The sequence below is a fragment of the Burkholderia sp. BCC1993 genome (assembly GCF_905339865.1).
In the GTDB taxonomy this organism is placed as follows: Bacteria; Pseudomonadota; Gammaproteobacteria; order Burkholderiales; family Burkholderiaceae; genus Burkholderia.
Genome location: NZ_CAJPGZ010000014.1, coordinates 154,952 through 170,917, shown reverse-complemented (window position 1 = coordinate 170,917; position 15,966 = coordinate 154,952). Strand labels below are relative to the sequence as shown.

The window sequence follows — 15,966 nt, the reverse complement described above, 5'->3', positions numbered from 1 at the left end:
CGGGCGCGGCGCGAACGGCGCCGTGCGCGCCGTCGGCGGCGCGGCGGTCCGTGCTCGCGCCGCATGGAATGCCGGGAAGCCCGCAGCGCGACACCTGACCCCCGGTCTTGCCGTCCGTGCGCGGGCCGTTCCCGTCGCCGTTTCTCCGCAGCATTCTCGATACACGACACGTATGGATCTCTCGATTGCGGCGATCCTCGCGCAAGACGGCATCACGACCGGCGCCATTTATGCATTGCTGTCGCTGGCGCTCGTGCTGGTGTTTTCCGTCACGCGGGTGATCTTCATTCCCCAGGGCGAGTTCGTCGCCTACGGTGCGCTCACGCTTGCGGCGTTGCAGGCGCAGAAATTTCCCGCCACCTGCTGGCTGCTGTTCGTGATGGGCATCGCGTGCTTCCTGCTGGAAGTCGGCGGCCTGGTCCGCCATCGCGAACGCCGCCATCAGCTCGGCCGCACGCTCGCGACGCTCGGCAGCCGCTACGTGCTGCTGCCGCTCGCGGTGTTCGCGATCTCGCGCAGCTTTGCCGCGCAGCCGCTGCCGATGCTTGCGCAGATCGCGTTGACGCTCGCGATCGTCGTGCCGATGGGGCCGTTCGTCTACCGGCTCGTCTATCAGCCGATCGCCGAAGGCACGACGCTGCTGTTGCTGATCGTGTCGGTCGCCGTCCATTTCGCGATGGTCGGCCTCGGGCTCGTGATGTTCGGCGCGGAAGGCTCGCGCACCAACGGCTTCGCGGATGCGTCGCTGTCGGTCGGCAGCATGACGGTGTCGGTGCAGAGCATCCTCGTGGTCGTGACCGCGCTGGTGCTGATCGGCGCGCTCTACGTGTACTTCGGCCGCACGATCGCCGGCAAGGCGCTGCGCGCGACGTCGGTGAACCGGCTCGGCGCGCGGCTGGTCGGCATCGGCACGACCGAAGCAGGGCGGCTCGCATTCACGCTGGCGGCCGGGCTTGGTGTGCTGTCCGGCATCCTCGTCGGTCCGCTGACGACGATCTATTACGACTCCGGCTTCCTGATCGGCCTGAAGGGTTTCGTGGGCGCGATCATCGGCGGGCTGGTCAGTTACCCGCTCGCGGCCGCCGGCTCGCTGCTGGTCGGCGTGCTCGAATCGTATTCGTCGTTCTGGGCGAGCGCGTACAAGGAAGTGATCGTGTTCACGCTGATCATCCCGGTGCTGCTGTGGCGCAGTTTCGCGACGCCGCATGCGGAAGAGGAAGAGGAGTGACGCGATGAAGACGATGGTACGCAACAAGACTTTCTGGGTGTTTCTCGTGGTGCTGTTCGCGCTGCCGGTGCTGCCCGGCGCGCTGCAGGTGCCCGAATACTGGATCACGCTGCTGAACTACATCGGCCTCTACGCGGTCGTCGCGATCGGGCTCGTGCTGCTGACGGGCGTCGGCGGGATGACGAGCTTCGGGCAGGCCGCGTTCGTCGGCATCGGCGCGTATGCGACCGCATTCCTGACCACGCGATACGGCGTGTCGCCGTGGCTCGCGCTGATCGTCGGCGTCGTGCTGACGGCGCTCGTCGCGCTGGTGCTCGGCGCGGTCACGATGCGCCTGTCCGGGCATTTCCTGCCGCTCGGCACGATCGCGTGGGGGCTCGCGCTGTTCTATCTGTTCGGCAACCTCGAGTTGCTCGGCAAGTACGACGGGATCAACGGGATTCCGGCACTGAACCTGTTCGGCATCGAGCTCGGCAGCGGCCGCAGCCTGTACTTCCTGATTTGGGCCGTCGTGCTGGCCGCGATCGTGTCGGTGCAGAACCTGCTCAACAGCCGGCCCGGCCGCGCGATCCGCGCGCTGCGCGGCGGCGGCGTGATGGCCGAGGCGATGGGCGTGAACACCGCGTGGATGCGCGTCGTGATCTTCACCTACGCGGCCGTGCTCGCCGCGGTATCGGGCTTCCTGTACGCGCACCTGCAGCGCGCGGTGAACCCGACCCCGTTCGGCCTGAACCACGGGATCGAATTCCTGTTCATGGCCGTGGTCGGGGGCGTGTCGCACGTATGGGGCGCGGTGCTCGGTGCGGCGATCCTCACCGTGCTGCAGGACTACCTGCAGACGCTGTTGCCGAAGCTGCTCGGCTCGGAAGGCAACTTCGAGATCATCGTGTTCGGCGTGCTGATGGTGCTGTTGCTGCAGTACGCGCGCCAGGGCGTATGGCCGTTCGTCGCGAAGCTGTTTCCACGCGGGCCGCGCGCACATGTGCCCGACCATGCCGACCCGTTGCCGCAGCGCGCGAAGCCGGTGGCCGGCGAGCCGCTGCTCGTGGTCGACAACGCGCGCAAGCAGTTCGGCGGGCTGGTGGCCGTCAACGACGTCAGTTTCGACGTGAAAGCGGGGCAAATCGTCGGCCTGATCGGCCCGAACGGCGCGGGCAAGTCGACCACGTTCAACCTCGTGACCGGCGTGTTGAAGCCGACCGGCGGCACGATCACGTTCCGCGGCGAGCGGATCAACGGGCTCACGTCGCGCCAGATCGTCCGCCGCGGGATCGGCCGGACGTTCCAGCACGTGAAGCTGCTGCCGACGATGACGGTGCTCGAGAACGTCGCGATCGGCGCGCATTTGCGCGGCCATACGGGCGTCTGGCGCAGCATCGCGCGGCTCAATGCACATGAGGAAGCGCAGTTGCTGGCTGAAGCGGCACGTCAGATCCGCCGCGTCGGGCTGGAGAAACACATGTACGACGAAGCGGGCAGCCTCGCGCTTGGCCAGCAGCGGATTCTCGAAATCGCGCGCGCGCTGTGCTGCGATCCAACGCTGCTGCTGCTCGACGAGCCGGCGGCCGGGCTGCGCTACCAGGAGAAGCAGCAGCTCGCGGACCTGCTGCGGCGCCTGAAGGCCGAAGGGGTGAGCGTGTTGCTCGTGGAACATGACATGGATTTCGTGATGAACCTCACCGACCGGCTGGTGGTGATGGAATTCGGCACGCGGATCGCGGAAGGGCTGCCTCAGGACGTGCAGCAGGATCCGGCGGTGCTCGAAGCGTATCTGGGCGGGGTGGAGTGATGACGGACACGACGATGCCGATTCTCGAGGTACGCGGGCTGGCGGTGCGGTACGGAAAGGTCGAGGCGCTGCACGGTGCGGCGATCAAGGTCGGCGCAGGGCAGATCGTCAGCGTGATCGGCCCGAACGGAGCCGGCAAGTCGACGCTGCTGAACGCGATCATGGGCGCGTTGCCGGTGACCGGGCACGCGTCGGGCGCGATCATTTACCGCGGTAACGACGTAGGCGCATTGCCCGTCGAGCAGCGCGTCGCGCGCGGGATGTGCCTTGTACCGGAAAAGCGCGAGCTGTTCAGCACGATGACCGTCGAGGACAACCTCGTGCTGGGCGCGTATCGCCGCAAGGTCGCGGGTGAGTCGAACTTCCTCGACCAGCTCGATCATGTGTTCACGCTGTTTCCGCGGCTCAAGGAGCGGCGCAAGCAGGCGGCCGGCACGCTGTCGGGCGGCGAACGGCAGATGCTTGCGGTGGGCCGCGCGCTGATGGGTAAGCCCGACCTGCTGATGCTGGACGAGCCGAGCCTCGGGCTGGCGCCGCTGATCGTGAAGGAGATTTTTCATATCATCAGCGCGTTGCGTGGGACGGGCGTCGCGACGCTGCTGATCGAGCAGAACGCGCGGGCCGCGCTACAGATCTCGGACTACGGTTACGTGCTGGAGACCGGCGAGTTTGCGCTGGAAGGGCCGGCCGCCGAACTGGCACAGAATCCGCAGGTAATCGAAACGTACCTGGGGCTGGCGAAGAAAACGGCTTGATGGTTGAGGCGGTTGGCGGGAAACGGGCGGCGTGTTTCACGTGAAACACGCCGTTTTTGTTTTCGGAGGAGGGCGACGTGACGCTGAATCGAGTGTGGGGATAAGTGCCGGGGCAGCCAGCGGAAGCTCTGTGACGAGAGCGGGGCTCATCGCGCCGGGTCGCACAGGGGGTGAGCGTTGTATGTGCGACAGGGGGCGGCCGCCAGAGGGGCGGACGGCACAGGGGATAAGTGTCGGGCGATTGACCGGAAATCCTGTGATCCCACGGTGATGTCGGTTCACGAGCCGCTGCCTGATCCCCGGTTTTGCACAGCTTGACGATGTGCGTTGAGGTCGTGCCAGCGCCGCCAAGACTGGCCAGGCGGCACAGCTCGGCCGATCGGCTGAAAAAATCGGCTAAATGAACGGGCCCTACCATTCGGACGGTCTTCGGGTGAAAAGCGAACCCGCTATAATTCGGCCCATACATTTCTCAGATAGGTTCGTGCGCAGTCCTGCGCGCGGAATCCACCATGCTTTTTCCCACAGAATTTGACGTCATCGTCGTCGGCGGCGGGCACGCAGGCACGGAGGCCGCGTTGGCATCGGCCCGTATGGGTGCGAAGACGCTGCTGCTGACCCATAACATCGAAACGCTCGGGCAGATGAGCTGCAATCCGTCGATCGGCGGCATTGGCAAGGGCCATCTGGTCAAGGAAGTCGATGCGCTCGGCGGCGCGATGGCCGCCGCGACGGACGAGAGCGGTATTCAGTTCCGGATCCTGAATTCGTCGAAAGGCCCGGCCGTGCGCGCGACGCGTGCGCAGGCCGACCGTATCCTGTACAAGGCTGCGATCCGCCATCGGCTCGAGAACCAGCCAAACCTGTGGCTGTTCCAGCAGGCCGTCGACGATCTGATGGTCGAAGGCGACCGCGTGGTGGGCGCCGTCACGCAGATCGGCATCCGCTTCCGCGCACGTGCGGTGGTGCTGACGGCGGGTACCTTCCTCGACGGCAAGATCCACGTCGGCCTGAACAATTACACGGGCGGTCGCGCGGGCGATCCGGCGGCCGTGTCGCTGTCGGCGCGTCTGAAGGAGCTGAAGCTGCCGCAGGGCCGCCTGAAGACCGGTACGCCGCCGCGTATCGACGGCCGCTCGATCGACTTTTCGAAGCTGGACGAGCAGCCGGGCGACCTCGATCCGATCCCGGTGTTTTCGTTCCTGGGCCGTGCGGAGCAACATCCGCAGCAGCTGCCGTGCTGGGTCACGCATACGAACGAGCGCACGCACGACATCATTCGCGGCGGCCTCGACCGGTCGCCTATGTATACAGGCGTGATCGAAGGTGTCGGCCCGCGTTACTGCCCGTCGATCGAGGACAAGATCCACCGGTTCGCGTCGAAGGAATCGCACCAGATCTTCCTCGAGCCGGAAGGGCTGACGACCAATGAGTTCTATCCGAACGGGATTTCGACGAGCCTGCCGTTCGACGTGCAGCTCGAACTCGTGCACTCGATGCGCGGCCTCGAGAACGCGCACATCCTGCGCCCCGGCTATGCGATCGAATACGACTACTTCGATCCGCGCGCGCTGAAGGCATCGCTCGAGACGAAGGCGATCAACGGGTTGTTCTTTGCGGGCCAGATCAACGGCACGACGGGCTATGAAGAAGCGGCCGCTCAAGGCCTGCTGGCCGGTCTGAACGCAGGCCGTTACGTGCAGGAGAAGGACGCATGGTGTCCGCGTCGCGACCAGGCGTACCTTGGCGTGCTGGTCGACGACCTCGTCACGCGTGGCGTGGCCGAGCCGTACCGGATGTTCACGAGCCGTGCCGAGTATCGTCTGAGCCTGCGTGAAGACAATGCGGACATGCGCCTGACCGAGATCGGCCGCGAGCTGGGCTTGGTCGACGACGTGCGCTGGGATGCGTTCAGCCGGAAGCGCGACGCTGTTTCACGTGAAACCGAACGACTGAAGTCGACATGGGTCACGCCGAAGACGCTGCCGCCGGAAGAGGCGACCGCGCTGCTCGGCAAGGCGATCGATCACGAGTACAGCCTCGCGGAGTTGCTGCGTCGCCCGGGTATCAGCTACGACGGCGTGTGCGGCCTGAAGGGCGGCGAATGCGGTCCGGCGGAGCCGCTGGCCGACGATCCGGTGCTGCTCGAGCAGATCAAGGAGCAGGTCGAGATCGGTATCAAATATCAGGGCTATATCGAACGCCAGGCGAGCGAGATCGAGCGCAACGATGCGAGCGAGAACACGCGCCTGCCGGACGGTATCGACTATCGCGAGGTGCGCGGCCTGTCGTTCGAAGTGAGCCAGAAGCTCAACGAGTTCCGGCCGGAAACGATCGGCCAGGCATCGCGGATCTCGGGCGTCACGCCGGCTGCGATCTCTCTGCTGATGGTGCACCTGAAGCGCCGTGGCCTCGGCCGTCGTAATGGCACTGCCGCAGAGGCAACCGAGCAGGGGGACGGCACCGTCCCGACGCAACAATGACGGCGCGTCGCGCGCCGGCGGTTAATCGGGACGTACTTGAACAAATGCTCGTCGACGGCACGGCCGCGCTCGACATCGCATTGACGGATACACAACGCAACCAGCTGCTCGATTACGTCGCGCTGCTCGGCAAGTGGAACGCGGTCTACAACCTGACCGCGATCCGCGACCCGAAGCAGATGCTGATCCAGCACATTCTCGATTCACTTTCCATCGTTCCGCATCTGCGCGACCGTGCATCGGCGCGCGTGCTCGACGTGGGTTCGGGCGGCGGGTTGCCCGGTATCGTGCTGGCGATCGTCCGGCCGGACTGGCAGGTGACGCTGAACGATATCGTGCAGAAGAAGTCTGCATTCCAGACGCAGATGCGTGCGGAGCTGAAGCTCGCGAACCTGTCGGTCGTCACTGGGCGGGTCGAATCGCTGCAGCCGGGCGTCGAAGTGCCGGAAAAATTCGACATGATCGTATCCCGCGCCTTCGCGGATCTATCCGACTTCGTTAAACTTGCTCGACATCTCGTCGCGCCCGGCGGATCGATCTGGGCGATGAAGGGTGTCCACCCGGACGACGAAATTGCACGGCTGCCGGAAGGCAGTCGCGTAAAGCAGACGATGCGGCTGGCGGTACCGATGCTCGATGCCGAACGGCATCTGATCGAGGTCACCGTCGACGAGGCGAATTGAAGGCGCGCGGTAGCGCGCTGTTTGTTTGAAGGTAAAGGGAACACACCAACGATGGCAAAGATCTTCTGCGTTGCGAACCAGAAGGGGGGCGTCGGCAAGACGACGACATCGGTCAATCTCGCCGCAAGCCTTGCAGCGCAGGAGCAACGAGTCCTGCTGATCGATCTCGACCCGCAGGGCAACGCGACGATGGGTAGCGGGATCGACAAGGCCGCCTGCGAGTCGACCGTGTACGAAGTGCTGGTTGACGGCGTCTCGGTGACGGACGCGCGCGTGCGTCCGGAGGGCGTCACGTACGACGTGCTGCCGGCCAACCGCGAGCTGTCGGGTGCCGAGATCGAACTGATCAGCATCGACAACCGCGAGCGTCGGTTGAAGGCTGCGCTCGAGCATGTGGCCGACGACTACGACTTCGTGCTGATCGATTGCCCGCCGACGCTGTCGCTGCTGACGCTGAACGGGCTGTGCGCGGCGCATGGCGTCGTGATCCCGATGCAGTGCGAGTACTTCGCGCTGGAGGGGTTGTCGGATCTCGTCAACACGATCAAGCAGGTCCACGCGAACATGAACCGCGACCTGAAGATCATCGGCTTGTTGCGCGTGATGTTCGATCCGCGCATCACGCTGCAGCAGCAAGTCTCCGATCAACTGAAAGCGCACTTCGGCGACAAGGTGTTCGACGCGGTGATTCCGCGCAACGTGCGCCTCGCGGAAGCGCCGAGTTACGGGTTGCCGGGCGTCGTGTTCGACCGCAACTCGCGCGGTGCGCAGGCGTATCTCCAGTTCGGTGCCGAGATGATCGATCGCGTGCGCGCGTTCGAGGTGTCGTGAGCCGGACATGAGCGAAGCGAGGAAGAAAGACATGAACGCGGTACCAAAGAAGAAGGGCTTGGGACGTGGCCTCGAAGCGCTGCTCGGCGGCAGTGCGGACATCACCGAAGCGGTGAAGATCGAAGGGGCGCCGAACACGCTCGCGCTCGGCAAGCTGCAGGCAGGCAAGTACCAGCCGCGGACGCGGATGGACGAAGGCAGCCTGCAGGAGCTGGCGGCCAGCATTCGCGCGCAAGGCGTGATGCAGCCGATCCTGGTACGGCCCATTTCGACCGATAAATACGAGATCATCGCAGGCGAGCGGCGTTTCCGCGCGGCACGCCTGGCCGGCCTCGACGAAGTGCCGGTGCTCGTGAAGGACGTGTCCGATCAGGCCGCCGCGGCGATGGCGCTGATCGAGAACATCCAGCGCGAGGACCTGAACCCGCTGGAAGAGGCGCACGGTATCCAGCGTCTGCTCGACGAGTTCGGTTTCACGCACGAACAGGCGGCCGAATCGGTCGGCCGTTCGCGCAGCGCGGTATCGAACCTGCTGCGCCTGCTGAACCTCGCCTCGCCGGTGCAGACGATGCTGCTGGCCGGCGATCTCGACATGGGGCACGCGCGTGCGCTGCTCGCGGTCGACGCCGCGACGCAGATCACGCTCGCGCACCAGGTCGTCAACAAGCGCATGTCGGTGCGCGAGACCGAGAAGCTGGTCGCGCATACGACGAAGGAAGCGCCGGCGGTGAAGGCGCGGGCGAAGGATGACGGCGGCCGCGACACGCGCCGTCTCGAGGAAGAGTTGTCCGACCTGCTCGCGTCGACGGTGAAGATCAAGCTCGGCCGCCGCGGGCGAGGGCAGGTGCTGATCGACTTCGGCAACCTCGATGCGCTCGAGGGCATTCTCGCGCGCCTTCGCGGCAACGTCGCGACGGAAGAGTAACGAGGTGCGATTGACGGAGAACACGGGCGCGGCAGCGCCGCGCCGATGGCTCGGATGGCTGATGCAGGAGCCGGTGCTTGCGGTGCTCGCGCTTGCGCTGATTATTCTTCAATGGTTGCGTCCGCAACCAATTGCCACGTTGGTCGGTCTCGTCGACTGGCAGACCGTCGCGACGCTCGCGGGCCTGCTGATGCTGACCAAGGCGCTCGAGCTGTCCGGGTGCCTGATGTGGCTCGCGCATCGCATCGTGCATCACGTGCATTCCGAGCGCGGGCTTGCGATGCTGCTCGTCGTGTTCGCGGCGGCGCTCGCGATGTGGCTCACCAACGATGTCGCGCTGTTCGTCGTCGTGCCGCTGATGGTGTCGCTGCGCATGCTGACGCCGCTGCCTTTCCGGCGGCTCGTGATCGTGGTCGCGCTGGCCGTCAATGCGGGGTCCGTCGCGACTCCGCTCGGCAATCCCCAGAACCTGTTCCTGTGGCAATTGAGCGGCGTGTCGTTCGGGGGCTTCGTCGTCACGCTCGGGCCGCTCGCGCTGGCGCTGATGGCGCTGCTGCTCGTGCTGACGGCGTGTGCGTTTCGCGCGAAGCCGCTCGACCTGTCGGGAGACGTCCAGGCCGTACCCGTCCAGCGCCTGCATGCGTTGCTCGCGGCGGTGCTGTTCGGTGCGTTCGTGCTGCTCGCCGACGCGCACCATCCCGTGCCGGGTCTGATCGCCGTCGTGATCGCGCTGCTGGTGGCAAGACGTGATGCAGTCCTGAAGATCGACTGGCTGCTGCTGCTGATCTTCGTGCTGATGTTCGTCGTGCTGCGCAGCGCGGCCGCGCTGCCCGTCGTCCACGACGCGATCGCGCGAACGCACCTCGATTCGCCGCTGCGCGTGTTTGCGGCAGGCGCGGTGCTGTCACAGGGCATCAGCAACGTGCCGGCGGCGATCCTGCTGTCGGAATTCACGCACGACTGGCGGGCGCTCGCGTTCGGCGTATCGGTCGGCGGTTTCGGTTTCGCGATCGGTTCGCTCGCGAACCTGATCGCGGTGCGTCTCGCGAAGGAGCCGCGCATGTGGCTGCCGTTTCACCTCGTGTCGATCCCGTTCGCGCTCGTGAGCGCCGCATTGGGTGCGTGGTTGCTCATGCGCGGTTAAGCCATGCGGCCGCCTGCGGTGCAGGCGTGCTGCAAGCTTGAAGGGGTGGGGCACAGCATTCGCGGTGGGTGAGAAGCCGGGCTGTTGATAAGTACGGCGATCCACAGTCGATCGACTGTGGCGGCACAACAACTGATTGCAGGCATCGACGCGCTCGCATTCGAGCGTATTTCGCGCATCGCGCTCGACGCGGTGGTCACAGTATTTCCTCTTCTCCGCATCGCTGCGCCGGATCATTTTTTGTGATCGCGTCACAGCGGAATTCCTGCTGCAAACGCGTCGCGCCGGTGTCGCCCGCGCCAGGCGTCGATGCCGCGTCATTGCCTCGTCGCCGGACTTTTTCGGGCAAGAAATACCAGTGCAAAAAAGCGACCTTACAACTGTCATCGTACGTCGTGGATTCGCGCGTTTTTCACATGATGAGGCGTCGTTTTACGCAGGTTTTTGTCGCGTCTAAAGCCTTGAATCACTTGCAACTATCGCTTACAATCGCCCGGATTTGTTAGCTAGGCACCCCTGAAAGCTTTCGGAAAGCAGGGGCCGGGTTCAAGGATTTTGCGGAAGATTGCGATGGCGGGTCAGGCGCCGAACGACAGGCACGATGATCACCGAGCGCAACGCACCGCTTCAGCGGCCGGCGAGCGGCGCGAGTCCGATGACGACTGGGATGCCGAGCAGCAAGAGAACAACATCGTTCCGCTCACGCGGACGGAAGCCGAGAGGTTGTTCGGTCCGAACGTGAGCAAGCCGTCGCGCGTGACCCCCTACAAGGTGGTGATCGCGCAGGTGGTCTTGTCCCTGGTTGCAACGCTGGCGTGGTGGCTGTTTTCAAAGTCGCCGGGCGCCGCTGCGCAATCCGCGTTTCTGGGCGGGGCGATCGGCTGGGTGCCAAGCGCGTTGTTCGTGGCACGACTGAAGGCAGGTGGCTCGGCCACCGTGATGAGCTGGGTGATGGGCGAAGCCCTGAAGCTCGGCGTGACGGTCGGGATGTTCGCCGCAGTGGCATACGGCTATGCCGGCGTGCACTGGCCGGCACTCCTCGTCACCTACCTCGTCGTGCTGAAGACGTACTGGATCGCGCTGGCCTGGCGGTAAGCAACAAGCAGCGTGCGGTTTCGACAACGAACCGCGCCGGCCCGTTCCCGCAATAGCGGCAATAGCGTATTGCGGAACGGGGCAAAACGATTTTCGACAATTTGGGTGGCATTAACGATATGGCAGCTAGCGAAGGCACGCGCGGTCCGGATCCGTCCGAGTACATTGCGCACCACTTGCAGAATTTCTCCACCTCGCATCAGACGTCGATTTTCGACATCCACGTCTGGAACCTTGACACGTTGTTCTGGTCGATCGTGTGCGGCATCGTGACGATCCTCCTGCTGCGTCTGGCCGCCCGCAAGGCGACGTCGGGCGTGCCGGGCCGTTTCCAGTGCGCAATCGAGATGCTCGTCGAAATGGTCGAAGACCAATCGAAGGCCATCGTCCACGGCAACCGCACCTTCATCGCTCCGCTCGCCCTCACGGTGTTCGTGTGGGTCGCGCTGATGAACGCCCTCGACTTCCTCCCGGTCGACCTGCCGGGCCGCGTGATCGGCCTGCTCGGTCTGTCGGACGTGATTTCCCACCATCGCATCGTCCCGACGGCCGACCTGAACGGCACGCTCGGCATCGCGCTCGGCGTGTTCGTCCTGATGATCTACTACAGCATCAAGATCAAGGGCGCGGGCGGCTTTGTGCATGAGCTGCTGTCGGCCCCGTTCGGTGCCCACCCGCTGCTGTGGATCCCGAACCTCGCGCTCAACATCGTCGAATATCTCGCGAAGACCGTCTCCCTCGGCATGCGGCTGTTCGGCAACATGTACGCGGGTGAGCTGTTGTTCCTGTTGATCGCCCTGCTCGGCAGCATGTGGAGCTTCGGTGGCGACGCAACGTTCCTCGGCTTCGTTGGTCATGTGATCGCGGGTAGCGTCTGGGCAATCTTCCACATCCTGATTGTTCTGTTGCAGGCATTCATCTTCATGATGCTGACGCTGGTGTATCTCGGCCAAGCGCACGACAAGCACTAAGCGCGGCGTGCAAAAAAGAGTTTCCGTTTTAGTTTTTTAAATCTCAGTTCCAAGTCTTTTCACAAAGGAGTGATCATGCAAGCTTACATCGCCAACATCCAGGGTCTGACCGCCATCGGTATCGGCATCATCATCGGCCTGGGTGCAATCGGCGCCTGTATCGGTATCGCGCTGATGGGTGGCAAGTACATCGAAGCCTGCGCACGTCAGCCGGAACTCATCAACCCGCTGCAAACGAAGATGTTCCTGCTGGCCGGCCTGATCGACGCTGCATTCCTGATCGGCGTGGGTGTCGCAATGCTGTTCGCGTTCGCGAACCCGCTCCTGTCGAAGCTCGTCGCAGGCTAAGGTTCCTCGGAAATATGCGACCGGCGTGAGCCGGCGCAGGGCGGAACGGAGACTTGGGGCGCTGATCGAATGCAACTCGATGAGCGCCTTACCGTTTCATTTTTCCGGAATAGCAGATAAGGAAACACCGTGAATCTCAACGCAACTCTGTTTGCGCAAATGGTCGTGTTCCTGGTCCTCGCGTGGTTCACGATGAAATTCGTGTGGCCGCCGTTGATCAACGCCCTCGACGAACGTTCGAAGAAGATCGCCGACGGCCTCGCCGCCGCGGAGAAGGGCAAGGCGGAACTCGACGCAGCGCACAAGCGCGTGGACCAGGAACTCGCGCAGGCCCGCAACGACGGCCAGCAGCGCATCGCCGACGCTGAAAAGCGTGCGCAGGCGGTCGCCGAGGAAATCAAGGCCAACGCCCAGGCTGAAGCCGCCCGCATCGTCGCCCAGGCGAAAGCGGAAGCAGAACAGCAAATCGTGAAGGCGCGCGAAGCGCTGCGTGGCGAAGTCGCCTCGCTGGCCGTGAAGGGCGCCGAGCAGATCCTGAAGCGCGAAGTCGATCAAACGGCCCACGCCCAACTGCTGAATCAACTGAAAGCCGAGCTCTGATCATGGCCGAACTTGCAACCATCGCCCGCCCTTACGCAGAAGCGCTGTTCCGCGTGGCCGAGGGAGGTGACATCGCCGCCTGGTCCACGCTCGTGCAAGAGCTGGCCCAGGTTGCGCGTCTGCCGGAAGTGCTGTCGGTCGCGTCGAGCCCGAAGGTGACGCGCACGCAAGTAGCCGAGTTGCTGCTTGCTGCGGTGAAGTCGCCGGTCGCGGCCGGCGCCGAAGCGAAGAACTTCGTGCAGATGCTGGTCGACAATCATCGCATCGCGCTGCTGCCGGAAATCGCCGAGCAGTTCGAGGCGCTCAAGAACGAACGTGAAGGTGCAGCCGACGCCGAGATCGTGAGCGCGTTCCCGCTGAACGGCGCGGATCTCGAAAGCCTCGTCTCTGGCCTCGAACGCAAGTTCAAGCGCAAGCTGAAGCCGACGGTCGAAGTCGATTCGTCGCTGATCGGCGGCGTGCGCGTGACGGTCGGCGACGAAGTGCTCGACACCTCGGTTCGCGCGCGCCTCGCATCGATGCAGGCTGCCTTGACCGCCTGAGCGCCACGCCGGCACGCAACAGAATTGACTATCAGGAGCGAATAATGCAACTCAATCCCTCTGAGATCAGCGAGCTGATCAAGAGCCGGATCCAGGGCCTTGAAGCGAGCGCAGACGTTCGCAACCAGGGCACCGTGATCTCCGTGACCGACGGTATCGTGCGTATCCACGGCCTGTCGGACGTGATGCAGGGCGAAATGCTCGAGTTTCCGGGCAACACGTTCGGCCTCGCGCTGAACCTCGAGCGCGACTCGGTCGGCGCGGTGATTCTCGGCGAATACGAACACATCTCGGAAGGCGACATCGTCAAGACGACGGGCCGCATTCTCGAAGTCCCGGTTGGTCCGGAACTCGTCGGCCGCGTGGTCGATGCGCTCGGCAACCCGATCGACGGCAAGGGCCCGGTCAACGCGAAGCTGACCGACGCGATCGAAAAGATCGCCCCGGGCGTGATCTGGCGTAAGTCGGTGTCGCAGCCGGTGCAGACGGGCATCAAGTCGATCGACGCAATGGTGCCGATCGGCCGTGGCCAGCGTGAGCTGATCATCGGCGACCGTCAGTGCGGCAAGACCGCGGTGGCGCTCGACGCGATCATCAACCAGAAGGGCAAGGACCTGATCTGTATCTACGTCGCGATCGGCCAGAAGGCTTCGTCGATCATGAACGTGGTTCGCAAGCTCGAAGAAACGGGCGCGATGGAATACACGATCGTCGTCGCCGCTTCGGCTTCGGATTCGGCAGCGATGCAGTACCTCGCACCGTACGCCGGCTGCACGATGGGCGAATACTTCCGCGACCGTGGCCAAGACGCACTGATCATTTATGACGACTTGACCAAGCAAGCGTGGGCATACCGTCAGATCTCGCTGCTGCTGCGCCGCCCGCCGGGCCGTGAAGCGTACCCGGGCGACGTGTTCTATCTGCACTCGCGTCTGCTCGAGCGTGCTGCTCGCGTGTCGGAAGAGTACGTCGAGAAGTTCACGAACGGCGAAGTGAAGGGCAAGAGCGGCTCGCTGACGGCACTGCCGGTCATCGAAACGCAGGCTGGCGACGTGACCGCGTTCGTTCCGACGAACGTGATCTCGATTACCGACGGCCAGATCTTCCTGGAAACCGACCTGTTCAACGCAGGCATCCGCCCGGCAATCAACGCCGGCGTGTCGGTGTCGCGAGTCGGTGGCGCCGCTCAGACGAAGGTCGTGAAGAAGCTGTCGGGCGGTATCCGTACCGACCTCGCGCAGTACCGTGAACTGGCCGCATTCGCGCAGTTCGCATCGGACCTCGACGAAGCGACCCGCAAGCAGCTCGAGCGCGGCCGCCGCGTGACGGAACTGCTGAAGCAGCCGCAGTACCAGCCGCTGCAGGTGTGGGAACTGGCCGTGTCGCTGTACGCCGCGAACAACGGTTACCTCGACGATCTCGACGTCAAGCAAGTGCTGTCGTTCGAGAAGGGCCTGCGCGACAACCTGAAGACCAGCCACGCTGACCTCATCAAGCGCATCGAAGACACCAAGGATCTCTCGAAGGACGACGAAGGCGCGCTGCGCTCGGCGATCGAATCCTTCAAGAAGTCCGGTGCCTATTGATCCGCGAGTGACACACTGAGGCCGCGCGGGTGCTGATGCGCCCGCGCCGCTTCGGTCAAGGAGCAAGCTATGGCTGGAATGAAGGAAATTCGCGGCAAGATCAAGAGCGTGCAGAACACGCGCAAGATCACGAAGGCGATGGAGATGGTGGCTGCATCGAAGATGCGTCGCGCGCAGGAACGCATGCGCGCCGCTCGTCCGTACGCAGACAAGGTCCGTGCCATCGCCGCGCACATGAGCCGTGCGAACCCGGAGTACCGCCACCCGTTCATGGTGGCAAACGACGGCGCGCAGACGGCCGGCATCATCCTCGTCACGACGGACAAGGGTCTGTGCGGCGGTCTGAACACCAACGTGCTGCGTGCGACGGTGCAGAAGTTCAAGGAGCTGGAAGAGAAGGGCCAGAAGGTCGAAGCCACCGCGATCGGTAGCAAGGGCCTCGGGTTCCTGAACCGCTTCGGCGCGAAGGTGATGTCGCAGGTCGTGCACCTCGGCGACACCCCGCATCTGGACAAGCTGATCGGCGCCGTGAAGACGCAGCTCGATCTGTACTCGGAAGGCAAGCTGTCGGCGGTTTATATCGCTTACACGCGCTTCGTCAACACGATGAAGCAGGAAGCCGTGATCGAGCAGCTGCTGCCGCTGTCGTCGGAACACTTCGAAGCCGATGACGGTACGCCGGCCACGTCGTGGGACTACATCTACGAGCCGGACGCGCAGGCAGTCGTCGACGAACTGCTCGTGCGTTACGTCGAGGCGCTGGTGTACCAGGCCGTCGCGGAGAACATGGCGTCCGAGCAATCGGCGCGGATGGTCGCGATGAAGGCCGCGTCCGACAACGCGAAGACGGTGATCAGCGAACTGCAGCTCGTGTACAACAAGAGCCGCCAGGCCGCGATTACGAAAGAACTGTCGGAGATCGTCGGCGGCGCAGCCGCTGTTTAAGCGCGCGCCACGGACGACAACTGCGCCTTTGCGCGAGTAAA

16 protein-coding genes are annotated in these 15,966 nt (G+C 64.2%); all 16 read left to right on the top strand.

Annotation, left to right across the window (positions count from 1 at the left end; all coding sequences use genetic code 11):
- Positions 1-172 precede the first annotated feature (172 nt).
- The gene (locus U4Y91_RS24065; protein ID WP_321807166.1) at positions 173-1,228 is read left to right on the top strand and encodes a branched-chain amino acid ABC transporter permease; all 1,056 of its coding nucleotides are present in this window, start codon (positions 173-175) and stop codon (positions 1,226-1,228) included.
- 4 nt (positions 1,229-1,232) lie between these two features.
- Positions 1,233-3,017, top strand: coding sequence for a branched-chain amino acid ABC transporter ATP-binding protein/permease (locus U4Y91_RS24060; RefSeq protein ID WP_321807165.1), 1,785 nt, complete (start codon positions 1,233-1,235; stop codon positions 3,015-3,017).
- Positions 3,017-3,772: an ABC transporter ATP-binding protein gene (locus U4Y91_RS24055; RefSeq protein ID WP_321807164.1), complete on the top strand. Its 756-nt coding sequence runs from the start codon at positions 3,017-3,019 to the stop codon at positions 3,770-3,772. Before U4Y91_RS24060 ends, U4Y91_RS24055 begins: the two co-directional genes overlap by 1 nt.
- 512 nt (positions 3,773-4,284) lie before the next feature.
- Positions 4,285-6,255: a tRNA uridine-5-carboxymethylaminomethyl(34) synthesis enzyme MnmG gene (gene mnmG, locus U4Y91_RS24050; protein WP_321807163.1), complete on the top strand. Its 1,971-nt coding sequence runs from the start codon at positions 4,285-4,287 to the stop codon at positions 6,253-6,255.
- On the top strand, positions 6,252-6,938 hold the full coding sequence (gene rsmG / locus U4Y91_RS24045; RefSeq protein ID WP_124486820.1) for a 16S rRNA (guanine(527)-N(7))-methyltransferase RsmG: 687 nt from the start codon (positions 6,252-6,254) through the stop codon (positions 6,936-6,938). Before mnmG ends, rsmG begins: the two co-directional genes overlap by 4 nt.
- A 51-nt stretch (positions 6,939-6,989) precedes the next feature.
- Positions 6,990-7,769 carry a ParA family protein gene (locus U4Y91_RS24040; RefSeq protein ID WP_044845234.1) on the top strand — a complete coding sequence of 260 codons (780 nt, stop codon included), beginning with the start codon at positions 6,990-6,992 and terminating at the stop codon, positions 7,767-7,769.
- A gap of 31 nt (positions 7,770-7,800) precedes the next feature.
- A complete protein-coding gene (locus U4Y91_RS24035) occupies positions 7,801-8,694 on the top strand; it encodes a ParB/RepB/Spo0J family partition protein (protein WP_321807162.1) in 894 nt (297 codons plus the stop codon).
- A 61-nt stretch (positions 8,695-8,755) separates the two neighbouring features.
- Positions 8,756-9,838, top strand: a complete 1,083-nt coding sequence (locus tag U4Y91_RS24030; RefSeq protein WP_321807226.1) for an SLC13 family permease — start codon at positions 8,756-8,758, stop codon at positions 9,836-9,838.
- 117 nt (positions 9,839-9,955) lie between these two features.
- The gene (locus U4Y91_RS24025; protein ID WP_321807161.1) at positions 9,956-10,084 is read left to right on the top strand and encodes a hypothetical protein; all 129 of its coding nucleotides are present in this window, start codon (positions 9,956-9,958) and stop codon (positions 10,082-10,084) included.
- 324 nt (positions 10,085-10,408) lie between these two features.
- Entirely contained in the window at positions 10,409-10,933 is a 525-nt protein-coding gene (locus U4Y91_RS24020; RefSeq protein WP_321807160.1) for an ATP synthase subunit I, read from the top strand.
- A 119-nt stretch (positions 10,934-11,052) separates the two neighbouring features.
- Positions 11,053-11,904: a F0F1 ATP synthase subunit A gene (gene atpB, locus U4Y91_RS24015; RefSeq protein WP_321807225.1), complete on the top strand. Its 852-nt coding sequence runs from the start codon at positions 11,053-11,055 to the stop codon at positions 11,902-11,904.
- 75 nt (positions 11,905-11,979) lie between these two features.
- The gene (atpE, locus tag U4Y91_RS24010) at positions 11,980-12,252 is read left to right on the top strand and encodes a F0F1 ATP synthase subunit C (RefSeq protein ID WP_021160442.1); all 273 of its coding nucleotides are present in this window, start codon (positions 11,980-11,982) and stop codon (positions 12,250-12,252) included.
- A gap of 129 nt (positions 12,253-12,381) precedes the next feature.
- Positions 12,382-12,852: a F0F1 ATP synthase subunit B gene (locus U4Y91_RS24005; RefSeq protein ID WP_006751767.1), complete on the top strand. Its 471-nt coding sequence runs from the start codon at positions 12,382-12,384 to the stop codon at positions 12,850-12,852.
- A 2-nt stretch (positions 12,853-12,854) separates the two neighbouring features.
- The gene (locus U4Y91_RS24000; protein WP_014895498.1) at positions 12,855-13,394 is read left to right on the top strand and encodes a F0F1 ATP synthase subunit delta; all 540 of its coding nucleotides are present in this window, start codon (positions 12,855-12,857) and stop codon (positions 13,392-13,394) included.
- Positions 13,395-13,438: 44 nt separating this feature from the next.
- The gene (atpA, locus tag U4Y91_RS23995; RefSeq protein WP_014895499.1) at positions 13,439-14,980 is read left to right on the top strand and encodes a F0F1 ATP synthase subunit alpha; all 1,542 of its coding nucleotides are present in this window, start codon (positions 13,439-13,441) and stop codon (positions 14,978-14,980) included.
- A gap of 69 nt (positions 14,981-15,049) precedes the next feature.
- Positions 15,050-15,925: a F0F1 ATP synthase subunit gamma gene (gene atpG, locus U4Y91_RS23990; RefSeq protein WP_057927954.1), complete on the top strand. Its 876-nt coding sequence runs from the start codon at positions 15,050-15,052 to the stop codon at positions 15,923-15,925.
- The last annotated feature ends 41 nt before the right edge of the window (positions 15,926-15,966 follow it).